Genomic DNA, 17,162 nt, shown 5'->3' with positions numbered 1-17,162 from the left:
CCAAGCCATACAAGGGCGGTGATCACTGGAGGGGTCTTGGGGGGCCATCACCCCTCATGCCAATTCGTAGCTGGCGCCGGCCACAGCCGGGAACCGCGGAAGGACGAGCATTGAGTTTTGCCACGATCCAGGGCAGCCGCCCGACATGCTGAAATATCTGACCAAGCGGTCGGGCATCTACCTGATCATGATCTTCCTGACCACGAGCGCGGGCTATTTCCTGGCAGTATCAACGCTCAAACCCGCCGTTCTGGAACAGGAGAAGATTCCGCGGCCATCCCCGGAACAGGTGGCAGCCTCGTTCCGCGGCCTTGGCCTGGACCCTGACGCCAGTCCTTGGGAACGCTACATCGGCTGGCTCGGCGGCATCATTACCCGCTGGGACTGGGGTCGCAGCCCGAACGGGGCTTTCGTCAACGCAGAATTTGCTGACCGGGTGCTTGTTTCCACCCGGCTGTTTATCGCCTCCATCATCCTTACGCTGATCATCGGCGTCGCGCTCGGCGTGTACTCAGCCGCCCGGCAATACAAGTACCAGGACCGCGTCATCACGTCCTACAGCTACCTGGTGCACATCCTTCCTGCACCGATCGCTTACTTCCTGGTCCAGCTGGGCGCCATCAGCGTCAACGAGACCGTGGGCCAGCGCATCTTTTTCGTCACTGGAATCTCGACGCCGGGGATCGACCCGGGTTGGCCGGCTTTCGTTGACCTCGTAGCCCACTACGCCGTGCCCACGTTCGCGATGACCATCTTCGGTTGGGCCGGTTACCAGATCGCGCAGCGGCAGTATCTCCTGGACAACGTGAACGCAGACTTCGTCCGCACAGCCAGGGCAAAAGGGCTCACCCGTAACCAAGCCATCCGCCGGCACGCCCTGCGGGTGTCCTTCATTCCGGTGGCGCAGAGCATCGCCTTCACCATCCCCGCGATTTTTACCGGCGGCTTCTTTGCCGAAGCTATCTTCGCGTGGCCCGGAATCGGCCTGTGGAGTATCCAGGCAATCGGGCTTCAGGACGTCAACGTTGCCACGGCTACGCTGGCCTACGGCTCGGTAATCTTCGCGATCGGCGCCATCCTTGCCGATTTCGCCACGACGCTCGTCGATCCACGAGTGAGGGTCCAGTAATGACGAACATCATCGATCCCATTGCGGAACTGGACGAGGCCCGCGTTGCCGACCAGGACGTGGTCATCGGCAAGTCCCGCATAATCTTCCGCCGCTTCATGCGGAACCGTACCGCCGTCGCCGGTCTGTTCATCTTCCTGGCGCTGTTCCTCTTCTCCCTGTTCGGCGGGTTCCTGACGCCATGGGACAAGGACACCATCGATCCCCTTAATATCGGCATGGGACCATCGCCCGATCACTTCCTTGGGACGTCGCAAGCCGGCATCGACCTCATGGCCCTCATCGTTGAGGGCACCCGGATCTCGATCTTCATCGGCCTGATTGTAGGCGGCGTATCTGTCCTGTTTTCCGCTGTCTATGGCTGCACCATGGCGTTCTTCGGCGGCAAAGTGGATGCCGTCATGTTGTTCATCCTTGAAGCCCTCATCATGATGCCGGCCATCCTCGTGGTCGCAGTGGCCACCAGTGGAGGCGGCGGACTCAAGGACCTTCCCAGCTGGCTCCTGCTGATCATCGTTCTGCTGTTCTTCAGCTGGATGGGCACCGCCCGCCTGGTGCGCTCATTGTCGATGTCCCTCATGCAGCGGGACTACGTCAAAGCCGCCAAATACATGGGTGTTCCGTCCCGCAAGATTGTGTGGCGTCACCTCGTCCCGAACATCGGCTCGCTGTTGGTCCTCGATTTCACCCGCGGTATCACCGGTGCCGTGCTGGCCGAAGTGGCGTTCTCCTTTATCGGCATCGGCATCAAGCTCCCCGATGTCAGCCTGGGTGTGCTCATCGGCCAGGCCACCGGCCAGGTGTCCTCGTTCCCGTGGATGTTCTGGGTTCCGCTAACTGTCATGTTCCTCCTGACCGGTTCACTGGCCATGATGAACGACGGCCTCCGTGACGCGTTCGACCCCAGTTCCAGCTCCATCGGCCGGGCGAAGACCAAGACCGCAAAGAAGACCAACAAATGAGCACCAACATCTCCCACACACCCGCCGAGCGCCTCCGCGATGCCGGACTATATGCCCCCGGCGACGCCGTCCTCAGCGTCCGGGACCTGAACGTCCGCTTCAATTCTGAAAACGGCGTTGTCCACGCAGTGCGAGGTGTGGACTTCGACCTCATGCCCGGCAAGACCCTTGGCATCGTGGGTGAATCGGGCTCCGGAAAGTCCGTGACGTCCATGGCCATCATGGGACTCCTCCCCGAGACCGCGGACATCTCCGGTTCGGTGCGATACAAGGGCAAGGAACTCCTCGGCCTGAGCGACAAAGCCATGTGCAAGTACCGTGGCAGCGACATCGCCATGGTGTTTCAAGATCCGCTCTCCTCGCTGACCCCTGTTTACACCGTGGGAAACCAGATCATCGAGGCCCTGACCGTCCACAACCCCACCATGAGCAAGCAGGCCAAAGAAGCCCGCGCCGTCGAACTTTTGCGGATGGTAGGCATCCCCAGTCCCAAGGACCGGCTGAAAGCCTTCCCGCACGAATTTTCCGGCGGGATGCGCCAGCGCGTGATGATCGCCATCGCGATCGCCAATGATCCGCGGGTACTCATCGCGGATGAACCGACGACGGCGTTGGACGTCACCATCCAGGCGCAGGTGCTCGAAGTCCTGCACACAGCGCAAGAGGAGACCGGCGCCGCCGTCGTCATGATTACGCACGACCTCGGCGTCGTAGCGGGCATGGCCGACGACATCATGGTGATGTATGCAGGAAAGCCGGTGGAAACCGGGACTGTGGAGGACATCTACTACAACCCGCGGATGCCGTACACCATGGGTCTCCTCGGCGCCGTCCCGCGCGTTGACAGTGCCAACAAGCAGTCACTGGTTCCCATCGAAGGCACGCCGCCCAACCTCACCCTGCCTGTAACTGGCTGCTCGTTCGCGCCGCGCTGCCCCCTGGCCAGCGATGCCTGCCTACACGGTGAGCCCGGGCTTTTTTCGGTGCCGGGTTCCGAAGGCCACAGGGCCGCCTGCATCAAAACGGACCAACTATCGGGCGAAGCGGACGCGCACGAGATTTTCCAAGCACCACCCAAGCCCGTTTCAAAGTTCGACGGCGTCGCTCGCCTTGAGCGGGACGTGGTCCTTGAGCTCAAGGATGTGAAGAAACACTTCCCGCTCCTCAAGGGCGCGTTGATCAAGCGCCGCATAGGCACCGTCAAGGCCGTGGATGGGCTGAGCTTCGACATCCGCGAAGGCGAGTGCCTCTCGATCGTGGGCGAGTCCGGCTGCGGCAAGACCACCACGCTCCTGGAGATCATGGAATTCCACCCGGACCAAGTGGGTGAAGTGGTCATCAGCGGCGTGAGCAATAAGGTGGCCACCGACTCCAGAACCAAGATGGCCATGCGCAAGCAAATGCAGATGGTGTTCCAGGACCCCACGGGTGCACTGGATCCGCGCTTCACGGTGTACGAGGTCCTGGCAGAACCGCTGGAAAACCTGGGCATGCCCAAGGCCGCCGTCAGGAAGCGGATCATGGAGCTCATGCGGCTCGTAGGCCTGCAACCGGACCACGTCAACCGCTTCCCCAACCAGTTCTCCGGAGGCCAGCGCCAGCGCATCGGCATAGCCCGGGCGCTCGCCGTGAATCCGAAACTCGTGGTGCTGGACGAACCGGTCTCTGCGTTGGATGTCTCCATCCAAGCTGGTGTTATCAACCTCCTGGACCAGCTCCGCGCGGAATTGGGCCTGAGTTACCTGATGGTTGCCCACGATCTCTCTGTGGTCCGGCACATCTCGGATCGCGTGGCAGTGATGTACCTGGGCAAGATCGTGGAAACGGGCGATGTGGACGAGGTGTTCGACAACCCCCGCCACCCCTACACCAGGGCCCTGCTGTCAGCGATTCCTGTGCCCGACCCCAATCTTGAACGCACGCGTGAACGCATCATCCTGCAGGGCGACCTTCCCAGCCCGCTTGATGCGCCAAAGGGTTGCAATTTCGCAACGCGTTGTCCGGTATTCGCCGCACTACCTGCCGCCAAGCAGGAGAAGTGCCTTACTCTGGAGCCGCCACTTGCTTCAGAAGGTCAACAGGAGTTTGCATGCTTCTTCCCGGATGGGGAAATAGATGCCGACATGCTGGTGGTGCATGCCTGACGACAAATGACTCATTGATTGAACCCTGTATTCAATTCGTAACGATTTCCAGTCGTAAACATGAAGGGCAAACCATGAAGAAGTACACGACGATCGGCGGCGTAGCAGTTGCAGCAGCACTGATGCTCACCGCTTGCGGCGGGGGAACGCCGTCGGGTCCGGCCTCCCAAAAGGCCGAAGAAGCTGGCGGGGACATCAGCAAGCTGATCAGCGTCAACGCCAAGGAAGCGAAAGACCTTGAGCAGGGGGGCACTGTCACCCTTGCTGTAGGCAGTATTGGCCCCGACTTTAACGGCTTCTCCAATGTGGGCAACAGCGCGGATAACTCCGCGCTGATGACTCCGGTCAATACGGCCTCCATCAACAGCGGCGGCATCGGCGGCTGCTGGAAGCTGGACTTCAACGGCAAGGCAGAGCCAAACAAGGACTTCTGCGAAGAGGTCAAGAGTGAAGTCAAGGATGGCAAGCAGACCATCACCATCAAGGTGAACGACAAAGCGACCTGGAACGATGGAACGCCGATTGACGTCAAGACGTTCGAGAATACGTGGAAGATGCTGAAGGGCGAAGATAAGTCCATCGACATCGTTTCCGCCGGCGCTTACGCTTTCGTGGACTCGGTTAAGGCCGGCGCCAACGACAAAGAAGTCATTGTCACCACTACCCAGCCGGTCTTCCCGCTGGAGGGTCTCTTCTTCGGCCTGATCCACCCTGCAATCAACACTCCGGAAATCTTCAACACGGGCTTCGCCGGCAACATGCACCCCGAATGGATGGCTGGCCCGTTCAAGGTTGAAAACTACGACACCACTGCAAAAACGGTCACGATGGTTCCCAATGACAAGTGGTGGGGACAGAAGCCGGTCCTTGACAAGGTCGTATGGCGCCAAATGGAGCCGAGCGCTACGATCGCCGCTTTCAAGAATGGCGAAATCGATGCCGCCAATGGCCGTACGCTCGGCCGCTACAAGCAGCTTGAAGGTACCAAGGACGCCGATGTCCGCCGCGGCCAGCGCCTGTTCGCAGGTGGCCTCAACCTGAACGCCAAGCGACCGGCGCTCACCGACGTCGCCGTCCGCAAAGCGATCTTCACCGCAGTGGACCGCAAGGCCATCCGCGATGTCCGCTTCAACGGCCTGAACTGGTCGGAGGAAAGCTCGGGCTCCATGATGCTCATGCCGTTCTCCGAGTACTACCAGGACAACTACCCCGTGAAGGACACCGGCGCTGACGCAGCCAAGAAGGTCCTCACCGATGCTGGCTACGCCCCGAATGACAAGGGCATCATGGCGAAGGATGGCGTGCCCATTTCCTTCAAGATCACCAACTTCGGTGACGATCCCACCACTGCGGCAACGTCGCAGACCCTGCAGAACCAGCTGAAGGCAGCCGGCATGGATGTTGGAATCGACCAGCGCGGTGACGCCGACTTCGGCAAGGTCATCGGTGGCCGCGAGTTCGATGTCACCATCTCCGGTTACACCGTTGGCGCGGATGCCACCGACGCCGTGAAGCAGTTCTACGACTCCGAGACCAACGAGAACGGTCTGGGCGATGCGGAGCTCGACGCCGAAATCAAGCGCCTGGCAACCATCGCAGATGACACCGAGCGCAACAAGGCGGCCATGGACGTTGAAAAGAAGCACATGGAGAAGTACTTCTCCATGGGAACTGTCCTCAACGGCCCGGAGATCCAGTTTGTCCGTAAGGGCCTGGCCAATTACGGTCCGTCCCTGTTCAAGAGCCTGTCCAACGTTCCGGACTGGACCACTCTCGGCTGGGAAAAGGGCGCCAAGAAGTAGCTCTCCCCAGGGATAAACACAAGAAGGCCGGCAACTTCCCCGAACCTATAAGGGTCGAACCTGTAAGGGTCGAACCTATAAAGGGTTTGGGGAAGTTCCCGGCCTTTCCCCGATCTTCTCTCACATCCTGCGGGCTTTTCCCGATCCCTCTCTCACATCGGACATCAGGGATCTCCTCGAAACCCAAGGAGCGCGCACCGTCGGGACGTTTACTGAATTAGCCTAGGGGCATGACTTCCAGGCCGATACGTACCGCCATCGCAGGTTTTGGTTTATCGGGCAGCGTGTTCCATGCGCCCTTCATTGCAAGCAACAATTCGTACGAGCTTGCCGTCATTGCCACATCCGACGCCCAAAGACAGGCAAAAGCGGCCGAACGATACCCGCAGGCAAAAGTAGTCAACACGCCGCAGGACATTCTGGCACTAGCTGACCAACTGGATCTCGTCGTCCTTGGCACCCCGCCTGCGACCCACTATCCGCTGGCGAAAGCCGCGCTGGAAGCCGGGCTCGACGTCGTCGTCGATAAGCCGTTTGTTGTCCACACCCCGCAAGGTGAGGATCTGATCCAACTCGCCGCGCAAGCGGGCCGTGTCCTCACGGTTTACCAAAACCGCCGCTGGGACGGCGACGCGCTCACGCTGAAGAAGCTGCTCGACGCCGGGACGCTGGGTACGGTGACCAGGTTTGAAGCGGGGATGGAGCGCTGGGCGCCGGAGATCGCCAAAGCCTGGAAGGCAAGCGCTACTGCCGAGGACGGGGGCGGCGTCCTGTTCGACCTCGGTGCACACGTGCTGGACTTGGCCGTCCAGTTCTTCGGGCCCGCGCGCGTCACCTATGCCGAGATCACTGCCCGACGTCCTCAGGAGAACGCCGATGACGACGTTTTCATGGCGCTCCAGCACCAATCCGGCGTCGTCAGCCACGTGACCTTGAACCTCAACAGCCATCTCCACGGACCGCGATTCCGCGTGCTGGGCACCAACGGCGGTTTCGTAAAATTCGGAACCGATCCGCAGGAGCCCTTTGTTCTGGGCGGCGGACTGCCTACGGACGCTGCGTACGGCGTCGAACCTGCCGAGAATTACGGGACTCTTGAATCGGCCGGCCAGCGCAGAACAATCGCTACCGAGCGCGGCGCCTACCCGGAGTTCTATCGCCTCCTCGCTGAGAAGATCGACGACGGCGGCACGGCGTCCGCGCGTCCTGCACCTGTGGATCCGGCCGACTCAGTGGCGGTGCTGAAGCTGATCGTACAGGCCAGGGCACTGGCCTCCTGAACCGGCTGGCTTCCTGAATCAGACGGCTAGTTCAGCCCTGCAGAGTTGACATCCGCACTCGCAACCAGCGAATAGATCGCCTTAAGGTCCTCGTTGCCTTCAAGGGGCTGGCAGCTGCCCGTCAACTGTACGACGTCGGTGGCGGACTCGTGGTGGAACACCGTCACGGCGGTGAACTGGGCCAGGGAACCGGCTTGAGGGTGCGTGTAGCGGGCCTCCCGCACATGCCAGTCCCGTCCGTTGATGACAACCGGTTCGGTGCCCAGGAGAACGGCGTCTGGCAGTCCGGCCATGAAAGCGTCTACGGAAGCAGCTATGTCCTGCAACTTGTAGCCCGGCAAGCGACGCGACACGGAGATCACCACATTGGGTGTGTAACCACCCTCGGAGGCCGGCCCCATCAGCGCGCCGAGGGCGTCCGGGACCACTTGCTCCGTCCAATTGGCCGGCGTCGTGACGCTGATGGTGGGGTATGCGGGGAAGGCCTTGGACGGGAAAACCTGCTGGGATGTCATGGGGAGCCCTTTCGGCGCTGTTTGAGGAAAGCTCAGGGATTGAGGGGTTTACTTATTGAGGAAGTCGACGAATCCGGTGACGGATTCCACAAACCCGGAGGGGCTGAGAGTCACCTGGGCTCCGGCGCCGAGGCCCAGCTCTGCGGTGATCTTGGCCCCAACGCCGAGTGTGAGGCCGTCCTCATCAAGGGAGGCGTTGAAGAAGTGCCCCTCTCCGGCGCCCGCCGCAATGGTTGCTGATGTGGACAGTCTTTGACCGAGTACTTCAACGTATTGGGACGCAGTCAACTCGCCACCGACGCCTGCGCTGGCTGCGGCGCCTGTGACGTTTCCTGCCTTGTTAACGTTGATTTCGCCTTCTCCGGCGCTTGCCCACGCGCCGCCGCGAACTTCGGTGCCCTGGCCAAAGCCGAACAGGCCGCCAGCCACCTCGGTCTCGTTGCCGAGGGTCACCTTTTGGCCCGCAAATACCTCGCCGCCGGGCGAGAAGAGGAACGGGCTTTCTCCTGTGACATGGGCGCTGGCTTCCGCGCCGGTCATGAATCTTGCCGTGCTGGTGGTGTTGGCCCAGCCATCGAAGAATTCGCTCTTTACCGTGGTGGTGTTCTCCACACCGACGAAAGCTTCACCGTCGGCTGAAAAGCGCGGGAGGCCCAGGCCAAAGGGAACGTTCGCTTCAAGCTTGCCATCCGCGCGCGCCCCAGCGAAGGTCTCGTTGGTAATAGTGGACTTGACCGGACCGCGTTCGCCCTCTGCGGTGAAAGTTACGGTGCCGCCCGCCGAGGCCTTACCAGAAGCGTCAAAAGAGATTCCGCCGGGACCCACGGAACCATGTGCCTCGCCAGTAGCTTCAGCGCCAACATTTCCAGAGCCCTCTACCGTTACCGGCCCATACGTGCGGGGGCCGAGGGTGAATCCGGGCAGTCCGGACGGCTCCTTGCCAACGCTTCCGGAAAGTCCCTGGGACGCCTGTTCCTGCTGCTCCGCGTTGAGGCGAAGTGCGCGGGCGTTGGTCTTCAAGCAAAGGGCTGCTGCTGCGAGCCTTCCATTGAGGTCAGTGTTCCATTGGTTGCGGAACTGTTCAGCATCGTTGCCCCGCCAATAGTGGCCGTTCTGAATCATCGTGCCAAGTTGCCGCTGCAGATTGGTGATCTTCTCTGCCTCGGAGTCCATGACGGCCGATAGCCGCCGGAGATCTCCGACGTCGGCGCCGACCAATCCTTGTCCCATAACGTTCCCCCTGTACGCCGTGGCGTGTTGATCGCCGACGGACATAAAGTGGTGCGCCGGGCGTCCCATGAGCATAATCGCCCGCCGCGGGAAGTGGCGATGGGGAGAACTATCGGCAGCGGAAATCCCGTAGCTATCTTGCTGCCCGGAAAACAATTTCGAGGAAGACGTAACCTCAGCGGCGCCCGGAACGATGTAAAGGGAGTGCGGGCCACGTCCGCACGCTGATCATCCGGCAGCGACCCAAACGCTGCCGGGGCAATCCCCACATCGTTTGTCGGAGGCTTTTATGTCCTTGTTCACTGTCCTTGCCACCAGCAAAGTCGCCGCGGGCGTCCTGGCTGCCGGAGCTGTAGCTGCCGGCGGAACCGGTGTCGCTGCCTTCAATGGCGCTCTTCCCACCGAAATCCAGCAGAGCGCCCACGACCTCGTCGGCGCACCTGCTCCCCTCGCCACGAAGGCGGCAGACGCGGCCGAAGCCGGCCAGGCCAAGGCGACTGACGCCGTCGAGACCGCCCAGGCAAAGGCAACTGACGCTGCCGAGGCTGGCGAAGACAAGGCGACTGACGCTGTCGACGCTGCGAAGTCAAAGGCTGAAAAGGCCGTCGCCGCAACGCCTGAAGCATTCGGTCTTTGCACCGCTTTCATCAACGGTGGACTCAAGGCTGACACCAAGGTGCCGGGTTTCAAGTCCCTGGTTGTAGCCGCAGGCGGCGAAGCCAACGTCGAATCGCACTGCAAGGCCGTAGTCGAGGCCGGCAAGGCTGCCGGCCTGAAGGCTGACGGTTCGGTAAACGCCGACGTCGACGCTTCCGTTGAATCCAAGGTTCCTGCTGTTCCGGCCGTTCCTGCTGTTCCGGGAACCGACGGCGCGCCGGCTGTCCCTGCGGTACCTGCAACGCCCGCCGCCCCCGCGCTGCCGACGCAGGTCCCCACTGATGTTCCTGCCGCTCCCGGTGCAGGCCTCGATTCGGTCCGCTAAGCACCCAGCGGTTACGGTTTAAGGGTGGGGCTCCTTGGTTTAGAACAAGGAGCCCCGCCACTTTACCGACGGTGGCGTACGTAACAGACGGCAGTGGCCATGGATGCCCGGAGCCCGGAAAACAACCCGGGACGGTGGTCCGGAAAGGTCGCTGCGCTGCGCGGGATGGAGGCATCCACGGGTGCTAAACCCATTAGCTGATGAATATGTGCAGACGGACAAAGACGATCCCGCTCTGCTCTTCACCGATGCCTACAACCAGTTCTCGGGGCCGGTTTTCGGCTACCTCCGCGCCAGGGGCGTGGACGATCCCGAAGCCGTCACGCAGGACGTCTTCCTCGCCCTGTATCCGAAGCTGCCGGACCTGCAGGGCGGCCTCCAAGGTGCCAGGACTCTGCTGTTCTCGATCGCCCATGCGCGGATGGTTGACCATTACCGCAAGCGGGAACGGACCCCGGATTCATCACCCTATGAGGCAGAGTTGGATGCACGCCGCGCACCATCGGCAGAAGACCAGGCATTTGGCCGCGGGAGCCTGGGCGTTACGGAACTTCTGGAGGACCTCGCAACAGAACATCGCGAAGTCCTGGCACTGAGGGTGGTCGCGGACCTTTCCGTGGAAGAAACAGCGGCCATCATGGGCAAATCCCAAGGGGCCATAAAACAACTGCAGCGCAGGGCATTGAGTGCACTGAGGAAAAGTGCACTACGAAAGAATGGCACACCATGAGTGAACACATCACCCCGCCGGGACGACCAGGCGGTCACGTCGGCGGGAGCGCTGGCGAGCAGGCCATTGACCGCCTGTTGGCCGACGCCGGACTCGACGACGCCCGCGACATCCGTGCCGAACTTCTCGAGCTTCGATCCCTCGCCAGCACAGCTCCGCCGCCCTCTGCCGCAGTCCGGGCGTTGATGGTCAGCGACCCGGTTGTCAGCGCCGCCGTTGTCAGCAGCGGAAGCGACTCAACCCCCGGCTACCCAACGTCCACTGACGAACTCGCGGGCCGCCGTCGTCGTAAGCGCCGCGCTGCCATCGCGGGATTCGCCGTGGCTGTGTCATTGGCGGGCGGCGCTACGGCTGCGGCCGCTTCCGAGGGCGGCATCCCGGGAGCTTTCCAACACCTGGGCTCCACAATCGGCTCGGTAGTTTCGCAGCTTACGCCGGGATCAGGCAATGGAACGCGGCAGAATCCTGGCTCCCCTTCGGACCAGCAGCGTGGCCGCAATGTGACTCCGGCGACCCCGTACCCTTCCGGCCGCAACCCAGCCGGCAACGCCACATCGGGAAATGGCGCCAACCCAAGCCAGGAGCCACAAGGCGGCACCAACGGCGCGTCAGGGCACTCCGGCTCGTCCAAGGTTCCCAACGGTGGAACGCTCCAGGCACCCAAGCTCCCCGGGAACGGTCAGCCGGGCAACATCAACGTCCCGACGCCAACGACACCCATCACCCCGCCGGGCATCGAGGCGCCCACCGTGGGACCGTCGGACGTTCCGGTGCCCGTTCCTACGCACCTGATCCCCGAGGTCCCAAACAACCCCGCGAAATGACAATTGATCCCAATGTTCACGTAGAACATTGGGTGTGGAGTCTCATGACTTAATGGACACTTCTGTCTCAGGACATCGTGGACAGTGTGTCTCGGGACATCGTGGGCACTTGTGCGGGTTTTGCTCGTTCCATGAGCGAACTCAAACCCGATATGAAGGTCCGGTATCTTGTCGCCTCGTGGCCTGAGGAGAGTCCTCGAGGTGCCGTGGCAGCCTTCTGCCGCGAGCACAACGTCTCACGGTCTTGGTTCTATAAGGTCAGGGCCGCTGCGGTGTCGGGTGGGCCGGCACAAGCGATGGCTATGCGTTCGACCAAGCCACGTACCAGCCCTAACGCTACTCCCGCAGGGGTCACCGCGTTGGCTTTGCATGTGAGGGAAGCGTTGGAGGCCCAAGGCCATGACCATGGGCCTTTGAGCGTTCAGGCAAGGATGCGCCGGGACGGTGTGGAACCGCCGTCCCGGGCAACGCTTGCCCGGCTCTTTACCAAGGCCGGCATGGTGGTTCCGGAGCCGCGGAAGAAGCCTCGAAGCGCTTACCGCCGGTTCGTATATCCCGCACCGAACTGTTGCTGGCAGATCGACGCCACGGAATGGCAGCTGGAAAACGGGCGGAAGGTTGTGATTTTCCAGCTCATTGATGATCATTCACGCTTGGCCTTGGCGTCACTGGTTGCGGCCGGAGAAACGAGCGAAGCGGCCCTGCGGGTGGTCAAACATGCCATCAGTAAACACGGGGTTCCCCGGAAGTTTCTCTCCGACAACGGCATGGCCCTGAACCCCACACGCAGGGGACGAAGCGGGGCATTGGTGGACTACCTGAGATCTCTCGGAGTCGAACCGATCACGGGCAAGCCCTACAAGCCCACCACCCAGGGCAAGAACGAACGATTCCACCGCACACTGCACCGGTTTCTGCACAAGCAAAAACCGGCTTCAACGATCAAGGATCTTCAAGCCCAGGTCGACACCTTCGACCACTACTACAACACCGAGCGTGAACATCAGGCACTGCCGGCCCGAATGACTCCCCAACAGGCTTGGGAAGCCACCGAGAAAGTGCCCGCCCCCTCGGTCCCCGTGATCTCTGAGATCAAAACCCAGATCCGGCGAACCGTACGAAGAACCGTCAGCCGCCTGGGCGTCGTCACGGTCGTGGGCACGCACTTCCAAGTAGGCAGAGACCGCGCCGGAGAAACAATCCACATCCTCTACGACGCACAACGCATCATGTTCTTCGACGGGCACGGAACCGAAATCATTTCCCATCCGCGCCCGCCAAGAGGAACCAAATACATAGGCAACAACAAACCCCGCGGCTTCATGGCGAACCAAGTGTCCACGACGTCATGAGACATACAGTGTCCACGAAGTCCTGAGACTCGAAGTGTCCTCAATGTCCTGAGACATGACAACGTAGAACATTGGGATCAACTGTCATCTCGGCGGGGTCTTGCGCCGCTCTTCCTGGGTTAGGCGGTGACCAGGCTGTGCCAGTCGGCGACGAGGGGCAGGTTGTGCGCCTCCGAAACCGAGTGGTGTGCCACGTGGCCTGCAGCGATGTTGAGGCCGGCGGCCAGGGCGGGGTCGCGGTCGAATGCGGCCTTGACGCCCAGGTTGGCCAGTGCCACGGCATAGCGCAGCGTGACGTTGGTCAGTGCGTAGGTGGAGGTGTTCGGAACAGCGCCAGGCATGTTGGCAACGCAGTAGAAGATCGAGTTGTGGACCTTGTACGTCGGTTCCTGGTGAGTGGTGGGGTGCGTGTCCTCGAAGCAACCGCCCTGGTCCACGGCGATGTCCACCAGCACCGAGCCCGGCTTCATCCGGGACACGAGTTCGTTGGTGACCAGCTTGGGAGCCTTGGCCCCCGGGATCAGGACGGAGCCGATCACGAGATCTGCGTCGACTACTGACTTCTCGATCTCGTAGGCGTTGGAGGCGACGGTCTTCAGGCGGCCCTGGTAAAGGGCATCCAGTTCGCGCAGCCGGTTGATGTTGATGTCCATGATGGTGACATCAGCACCGAGGCCCAGCGCCATGGCGGCGGCGTTGGTTCCGGCAACACCGGCACCGAGGACAACAACCTTGGCCGGGCGGACGCCCGGTACGCCGCCCAGGAGGATTCCCTTGCCGCCGGCTGGAGCCATGAGCGATGAAGCACCGACCACCACGGACAGGCGGCCTGCCACCTCGGACATCGGGGCGAGCAGCGGAAGGGTGCGGCCTTCCTGGACCGTTTCGTAGGCGATTGCCGTGACGCCGGAGTTGATGAGCTCGGCGGTGAGTTCGGGCTCTGCGGCGAGGTGCAGGTAGGTGAAGAGGATCAGGCCCTTGCGGAAGCGGTGGTATTCGGCCTTGATGGGTTCCTTGACCTTCATGACCATGTCGGCCCGGCCCCAGACGTCGTCCGCGTCTGCAACGATTTCTGCGCCCGCGATCGAGTATTCCTCATCCGTGATGCCCGAGCCGAGGCCTGCGCCGCGCTCAACCAGAACGGTGTGTCCGTGGGTGCGGAACTCGTGTACTCCGGCGGCCGTGATGGCTACGCGGAACTCGTTGTTCTTGATTTCTTTGGGGACGCCGATGATCATTTGCTGGCTCCATCGTTAGCGGCTTTTCGGCCGAATATTTGCTGCGGGCTGTGGTTCCAGAATAAATCCGGCTGTGAGGCAGGCGACATGGATCCCGGAGCGCGCTTGAATGGAAACCCCGGAAATTCAAGGAATTTCTGCCGCGATGATCGACATTTGTCGAGTGCTGTAGCGTCAGGTGTCGCCTGATGTTGGTACGCTTTCTGGATGCAGCAGGACGTGGAGCAAATCGTTGAACGCGTGGCGCTCAAGCTTGGGAGGGGGCTGTCCCTGGAGGACCTCGACGGCGTCCTCCTCGCCTACAGTTCCAACCAGTCGCACGCCGACCGCGTCCGCGTGAACTTCCTCCTCAGCAAACGCGTGCCCAGCGATGTCAGTGCCTGGCAGCTCTCGCACGGCATCGCGACGGCGGTGCGCCCGGTGGTTGTCCCCGCGAACGACGAACTGGGCATGCTGGGCCGCGTTTGCGTCCCGCTGCTGGTGCGCGGTTTTCGGGTGGGCTACTTGTGGGTGCAGCAGGATCTTGAGGAGCAGACCGCGACGGCGATACTCGCCGAGCTGCCCGGCGTGCGTGACGAACTGGACCTGTTGGCGGGCTTGTTGCTCGACTCAAACACCGCGGAATCGGAGTTCAGGCGGCGGCGGGAGCAGGAATTCCTGGCTGCATGCAGTGGCGAATCGAACGCAGTGGCAGCGGTGGCTGGTTGGAAGGAGATCCAAGGCCGGGGCCCATGGCAACTGGTAACCATCCTGGACGCGGATGGCGGCGGAACCGACGTCGACCCCATAGCGGCAACGCTAACGCACAGAACAGCAGCGCTGCAGTCCACCATTGGTGTGAACGCTGCGTTGTTCAGTGCCGGGACGGAGACACATTCCGTCGTCCTGTTCCGGGAATCCACTGGCCGGGCGGATCACGCCCAAGTTCTGGTGCACTATCAATTGGAGCTGGCCAAGCGGGCGGGCCGCGCGGTGGACCGGGTGATCCTGGGCATCAGTGAGCCGTTTCAGGTCATCCGCCAATTGGCTGGCGCGTACCGGCAATCGAAAGTTGCTGCACAGGCGGCAGCCGTCGATGCGCCCCTGGGGGAACTCGTGGACAGCCGTGCCGTGGGCGTCTACCAGCTCTTCGACCGTCTGCAGGCCCCCGGAGGTTGGGACGATGCCGGCTCAGTGCACTACCGGACCCTGGAGGACCACGACCGCAACGGCGAACTCCTGCCGGTGTTGGAACTGCTCTATGACAACGACGGCTCCGTCCAGGACGTCGCCACCAAACTTCATCTCCACAGGAGCAGCATCTACAACCGCCTCGGCCGGATCCGCCAACTCATCGGAGCTGATCCGTTGAGCGGCGCGATCCGGCTCGAGTTGCACGCCGCACTGAAGGCCCGGAGGTGGGCCTCTCGGCCCCGGATTTAGCGCGTTCCGGGCGGCTGGGTCGCCGAGTGCCGCACTCGGGGTCGACGCCCCTCTGGCACTCTTGTCACATGCAAGTGACACGCGGAACGAAAGAAGCAGGCACCGGGTAGGTGCCTGCCTCTCTTGTTGCAGTGATTCTTGTTGCCCTGATTCCTTAGGCGCGCCGCAACCGCTGGCAACTCCAGCGGCCCAACCGGCGGCGGAACGTGGCCGTCCGGCTGCTGCTGCAGTACCGGCCGTGCCACCCGACGTGCGTGCTGGTCCTGGGAAGTCGCGTGCTCACTTCAAAATCCCTGTGGCGCCGTCAAGTACGGCGTCCAGGTCCAGGGCTGAACCATTGGACGGCGTGGTGCTGGGACTGCCGGTCGGCTTTGGCTTTGGCGCCGGAGCCTGTGTTGGAGTAGGCGCCGGAGTGACAGTGGGGGCCGGCGTCGTCGTGGCAGGTGGGGTGGTAACCGTGTCCGACGGAACCGGGCTCGGGGCTGGCTGGGTTGGGACAGGAGTTGTCACGCCCGGCACAGGAACAACAGCCGACGGGACTGCCGAAGGAACCCAGACAGGATCCGCGAGTGAAACTTGCGGAGTCGGAAGGGACGACGGCGATCCCTGAGCGGGTGCCTCTTCTGACGACTGCGTTGCAACAGTTGCCGGCTGTCCGGCCTCGCTGGTGGCCGCCGAAGCAGCAGTGGAGTTGGACGAGCTGGGTGCGGGGGTGGCCGAGGTTGACTGCCTGCTGTCGCCACCAGTCTTTGCGTCACTGGCTTCCTGGGCCGGTGTTTCCTGCCCGAAGAAGGGAAGCTCGAAGGCCTGGCTCACGGTGCCAACGGTCAATACCAAGCCCAAAGCTCCGGCGACGACTGCCATGCGCTGGCCCATTGTCTTGACCGAGGCCGCCTTTGTGAGGACGGCGTGTGGTTCGTGGCTGAAGGACGATCCACCCACTGATGACCCGCCCAAGGATGAAGCTCCGAACGTAGGGGCACCGCCTGCCGAGGGCTGGGCTGCTCGCGTGCGGAGGGCCTTCCGGCTTGCGAGGCCAGCCGCAGCGGTGGCGGCTGCCGCCAGCTGGGCGGGGCTCTTCGCCTGTGCCGGGGATGCAGAGGGCATCGGTGAAGCAGCGGCCACCGTCGGTATGGCGGCAGTGGCGGGCTCCGGAGTGGAAGAAGCGGCATCCACCGTCGGGATGGCGGCAGTGGCGGGCTCCGGAGTGGAAGCCGGTTCGGGGGCGATCGGTGCGGGAGCTTGAACAGTTGGAATCGCAGCCGTTGCCGGTTCCAACGGAGCAGAGTCCGCGGGCGTTGTTTCAGCAAGAGCGATGACCGCCTGGGCTGCCCGCTCACGCTCTGCGGCGCGAGCGGCCGCGCGCGTAGTGGGTGCCGCGGTGGTGGGATTAGAAGCAGCGGTGGGTTCCGGCGTCGTGCTTGTTGACGCTGCTTCTGCTGCTGGCGCACTGGTGGAGGATCCGCTGGGTTGGGCCCGACGGCGTCCGGTTGGCTGGGTACGCTCGCGCGCTATTTGGGCGCGGCGCGGCTGATCCATGGTTGGGGACATG

The 17,162-nt window shown here is 62.4% G+C and carries 14 protein-coding genes; 10 read left to right on the top strand and 4 right to left on the bottom strand.

Annotated elements, in window-relative coordinates:
• Positions 1 to 145 precede the first annotated feature (145 nt).
• From ACZ5G6_RS22025 to ACZ5G6_RS22005, 5 genes are all read left to right on the top strand, one after another.
• A complete protein-coding gene (locus ACZ5G6_RS22025; RefSeq protein WP_223934916.1) occupies positions 146 to 1,129 on the top strand; it encodes an ABC transporter permease in 984 nt (327 codons plus the stop codon).
• Entirely contained in the window at positions 1,129 to 2,091 is a 963-nt protein-coding gene (locus ACZ5G6_RS22020) for an ABC transporter permease (RefSeq protein ID WP_223934915.1), read from the top strand. The genes ACZ5G6_RS22025 and ACZ5G6_RS22020 overlap by 1 nt, the downstream gene beginning before the upstream one ends.
• The gene (locus ACZ5G6_RS22015) at positions 2,088 to 4,235 is read left to right on the top strand and encodes an ABC transporter ATP-binding protein (RefSeq protein WP_223934914.1); all 2,148 of its coding nucleotides are present in this window, start codon (positions 2,088 to 2,090) and stop codon (positions 4,233 to 4,235) included. Before ACZ5G6_RS22020 ends, ACZ5G6_RS22015 begins: the two co-directional genes overlap by 4 nt.
• A 74-nt stretch (positions 4,236 to 4,309) precedes the next feature.
• Entirely contained in the window at positions 4,310 to 6,037 is a 1,728-nt protein-coding gene (locus ACZ5G6_RS22010; protein WP_223934913.1) for an ABC transporter family substrate-binding protein, read from the top strand.
• Positions 6,038 to 6,267: 230 nt separating this feature from the next.
• Positions 6,268 to 7,317 carry a Gfo/Idh/MocA family protein gene (locus ACZ5G6_RS22005; protein WP_498688159.1) on the top strand — a complete coding sequence of 350 codons (1,050 nt, stop codon included), beginning with the start codon at positions 6,268 to 6,270 and terminating at the stop codon, positions 7,315 to 7,317.
• A 26-nt stretch (positions 7,318 to 7,343) separates the two neighbouring features.
• Here the strand turns inward: ACZ5G6_RS22005 and ACZ5G6_RS22000 are convergent, their stop codons facing one another.
• Entirely contained in the window at positions 7,344 to 7,832 is a 489-nt protein-coding gene (locus ACZ5G6_RS22000) for a hypothetical protein (RefSeq protein WP_498688157.1), read from the bottom strand.
• A gap of 48 nt (positions 7,833 to 7,880) precedes the next feature.
• Entirely contained in the window at positions 7,881 to 9,062 is a 1,182-nt protein-coding gene (locus ACZ5G6_RS21995; RefSeq protein ID WP_498688156.1) for a WXG100 family type VII secretion target, read from the bottom strand.
• Between the two features lie 289 nt (positions 9,063 to 9,351).
• Here ACZ5G6_RS21995 and ACZ5G6_RS21990 point away from each other — a divergent pair, with 289 nt between their 5' ends.
• The 4 genes from ACZ5G6_RS21990 to ACZ5G6_RS21975 all read left to right on the top strand — a co-directional run bounded on the left by ACZ5G6_RS21990 (position 9,352) and on the right by ACZ5G6_RS21975 (position 12,950).
• Positions 9,352 to 10,044 (top strand): hypothetical protein, encoded by a 693-nt coding sequence (locus ACZ5G6_RS21990; protein WP_498688155.1) that lies wholly within the window; start codon positions 9,352 to 9,354, stop codon positions 10,042 to 10,044.
• A gap of 181 nt (positions 10,045 to 10,225) precedes the next feature.
• The gene (locus tag ACZ5G6_RS21985) at positions 10,226 to 10,774 is read left to right on the top strand and encodes an RNA polymerase sigma factor (protein WP_498688153.1); all 549 of its coding nucleotides are present in this window, start codon (positions 10,226 to 10,228) and stop codon (positions 10,772 to 10,774) included.
• A complete protein-coding gene (locus tag ACZ5G6_RS21980) occupies positions 10,771 to 11,598 on the top strand; it encodes a hypothetical protein (protein WP_498688151.1) in 828 nt (275 codons plus the stop codon). The genes ACZ5G6_RS21985 and ACZ5G6_RS21980 overlap by 4 nt, the downstream gene beginning before the upstream one ends.
• A 131-nt stretch (positions 11,599 to 11,729) precedes the next feature.
• Positions 11,730 to 12,950, top strand: a complete 1,221-nt coding sequence (locus ACZ5G6_RS21975) for an integrase core domain-containing protein (RefSeq protein ID WP_223933130.1) — start codon at positions 11,730 to 11,732, stop codon at positions 12,948 to 12,950.
• A 119-nt stretch (positions 12,951 to 13,069) separates the two neighbouring features.
• On the opposite strand, the gene ald is transcribed toward ACZ5G6_RS21975, so the two are convergent.
• Entirely contained in the window at positions 13,070 to 14,188 is a 1,119-nt protein-coding gene (gene ald, locus ACZ5G6_RS21970) for an alanine dehydrogenase (protein ID WP_431117067.1), read from the bottom strand.
• 207 nt (positions 14,189 to 14,395) lie between these two features.
• On the opposite strand from ald, the gene ACZ5G6_RS21965 reads away from it, so the two are divergent.
• Positions 14,396 to 15,610, top strand: coding sequence for a PucR family transcriptional regulator (locus ACZ5G6_RS21965; RefSeq protein ID WP_223934905.1), 1,215 nt, complete (start codon positions 14,396 to 14,398; stop codon positions 15,608 to 15,610).
• 279 nt (positions 15,611 to 15,889) lie between these two features.
• Here ACZ5G6_RS21965 and ACZ5G6_RS21960 read toward each other — a convergent pair whose 3' ends face one another.
• Positions 15,890 to 17,161 (bottom strand): hypothetical protein, encoded by a 1,272-nt coding sequence (locus ACZ5G6_RS21960; RefSeq protein ID WP_498688147.1) that lies wholly within the window; start codon positions 17,159 to 17,161, stop codon positions 15,890 to 15,892.
• Between the last annotated feature and the right edge of the window lies 1 nt (position 17,162).

The organism is Arthrobacter sp. TmtSoilC51 (genome assembly GCF_055388015.1).
The sequence above is the reverse complement of the archived record's forward strand: the minus strand, read 5'-3'. Positions and strand labels throughout refer to the sequence as shown.

Bases quoted from the DNA above. Each gene is read 5' to 3' on its own strand.
- ACZ5G6_RS22010 (WP_223934913.1), top strand. From the start codon at position 4,310: ATGAAGAAGTACACGACGATCGGCGGCGTAGCAGTTGCAGCAGCACTG.
- ACZ5G6_RS22025 (WP_223934916.1), top strand. From the start codon at position 146: ATGCTGAAATATCTGACCAAGCGGTCGGGCATCTACCTGATCATGATC.
- ACZ5G6_RS22020 (WP_223934915.1), top strand. From the start codon at position 1,129: ATGACGAACATCATCGATCCCATTGCGGAACTGGACGAGGCCCGCGTT.
- ACZ5G6_RS21990 (WP_498688155.1), top strand. From the start codon at position 9,352: ATGTCCTTGTTCACTGTCCTTGCCACCAGCAAAGTCGCCGCGGGCGTC.
- ACZ5G6_RS21995 (WP_498688156.1), bottom strand. From the start codon at position 9,062: ATGGGACAAGGATTGGTCGGCGCCGACGTCGGAGATCTCCGGCGGCTA.
- ACZ5G6_RS21965 (WP_223934905.1), top strand. From the start codon at position 14,396: ATGCAGCAGGACGTGGAGCAAATCGTTGAACGCGTGGCGCTCAAGCTT.
- ACZ5G6_RS21980 (WP_498688151.1), top strand. From the start codon at position 10,771: ATGAGTGAACACATCACCCCGCCGGGACGACCAGGCGGTCACGTCGGC.
- ACZ5G6_RS21975 (WP_223933130.1), top strand. From the start codon at position 11,730: ATGAGCGAACTCAAACCCGATATGAAGGTCCGGTATCTTGTCGCCTCG.
- ACZ5G6_RS22005 (WP_498688159.1), top strand. From the start codon at position 6,268: ATGACTTCCAGGCCGATACGTACCGCCATCGCAGGTTTTGGTTTATCG.
- ald (WP_431117067.1), bottom strand. From the start codon at position 14,188: ATGATCATCGGCGTCCCCAAAGAAATCAAGAACAACGAGTTCCGCGTA.
- ACZ5G6_RS21960 (WP_498688147.1), bottom strand. From the start codon at position 17,161: ATGTCCCCAACCATGGATCAGCCGCGCCGCGCCCAAATAGCGCGCGAG.
- ACZ5G6_RS22000 (WP_498688157.1), bottom strand. From the start codon at position 7,832: ATGACATCCCAGCAGGTTTTCCCGTCCAAGGCCTTCCCCGCATACCCC.
- ACZ5G6_RS22015 (WP_223934914.1), top strand. From the start codon at position 2,088: ATGAGCACCAACATCTCCCACACACCCGCCGAGCGCCTCCGCGATGCC.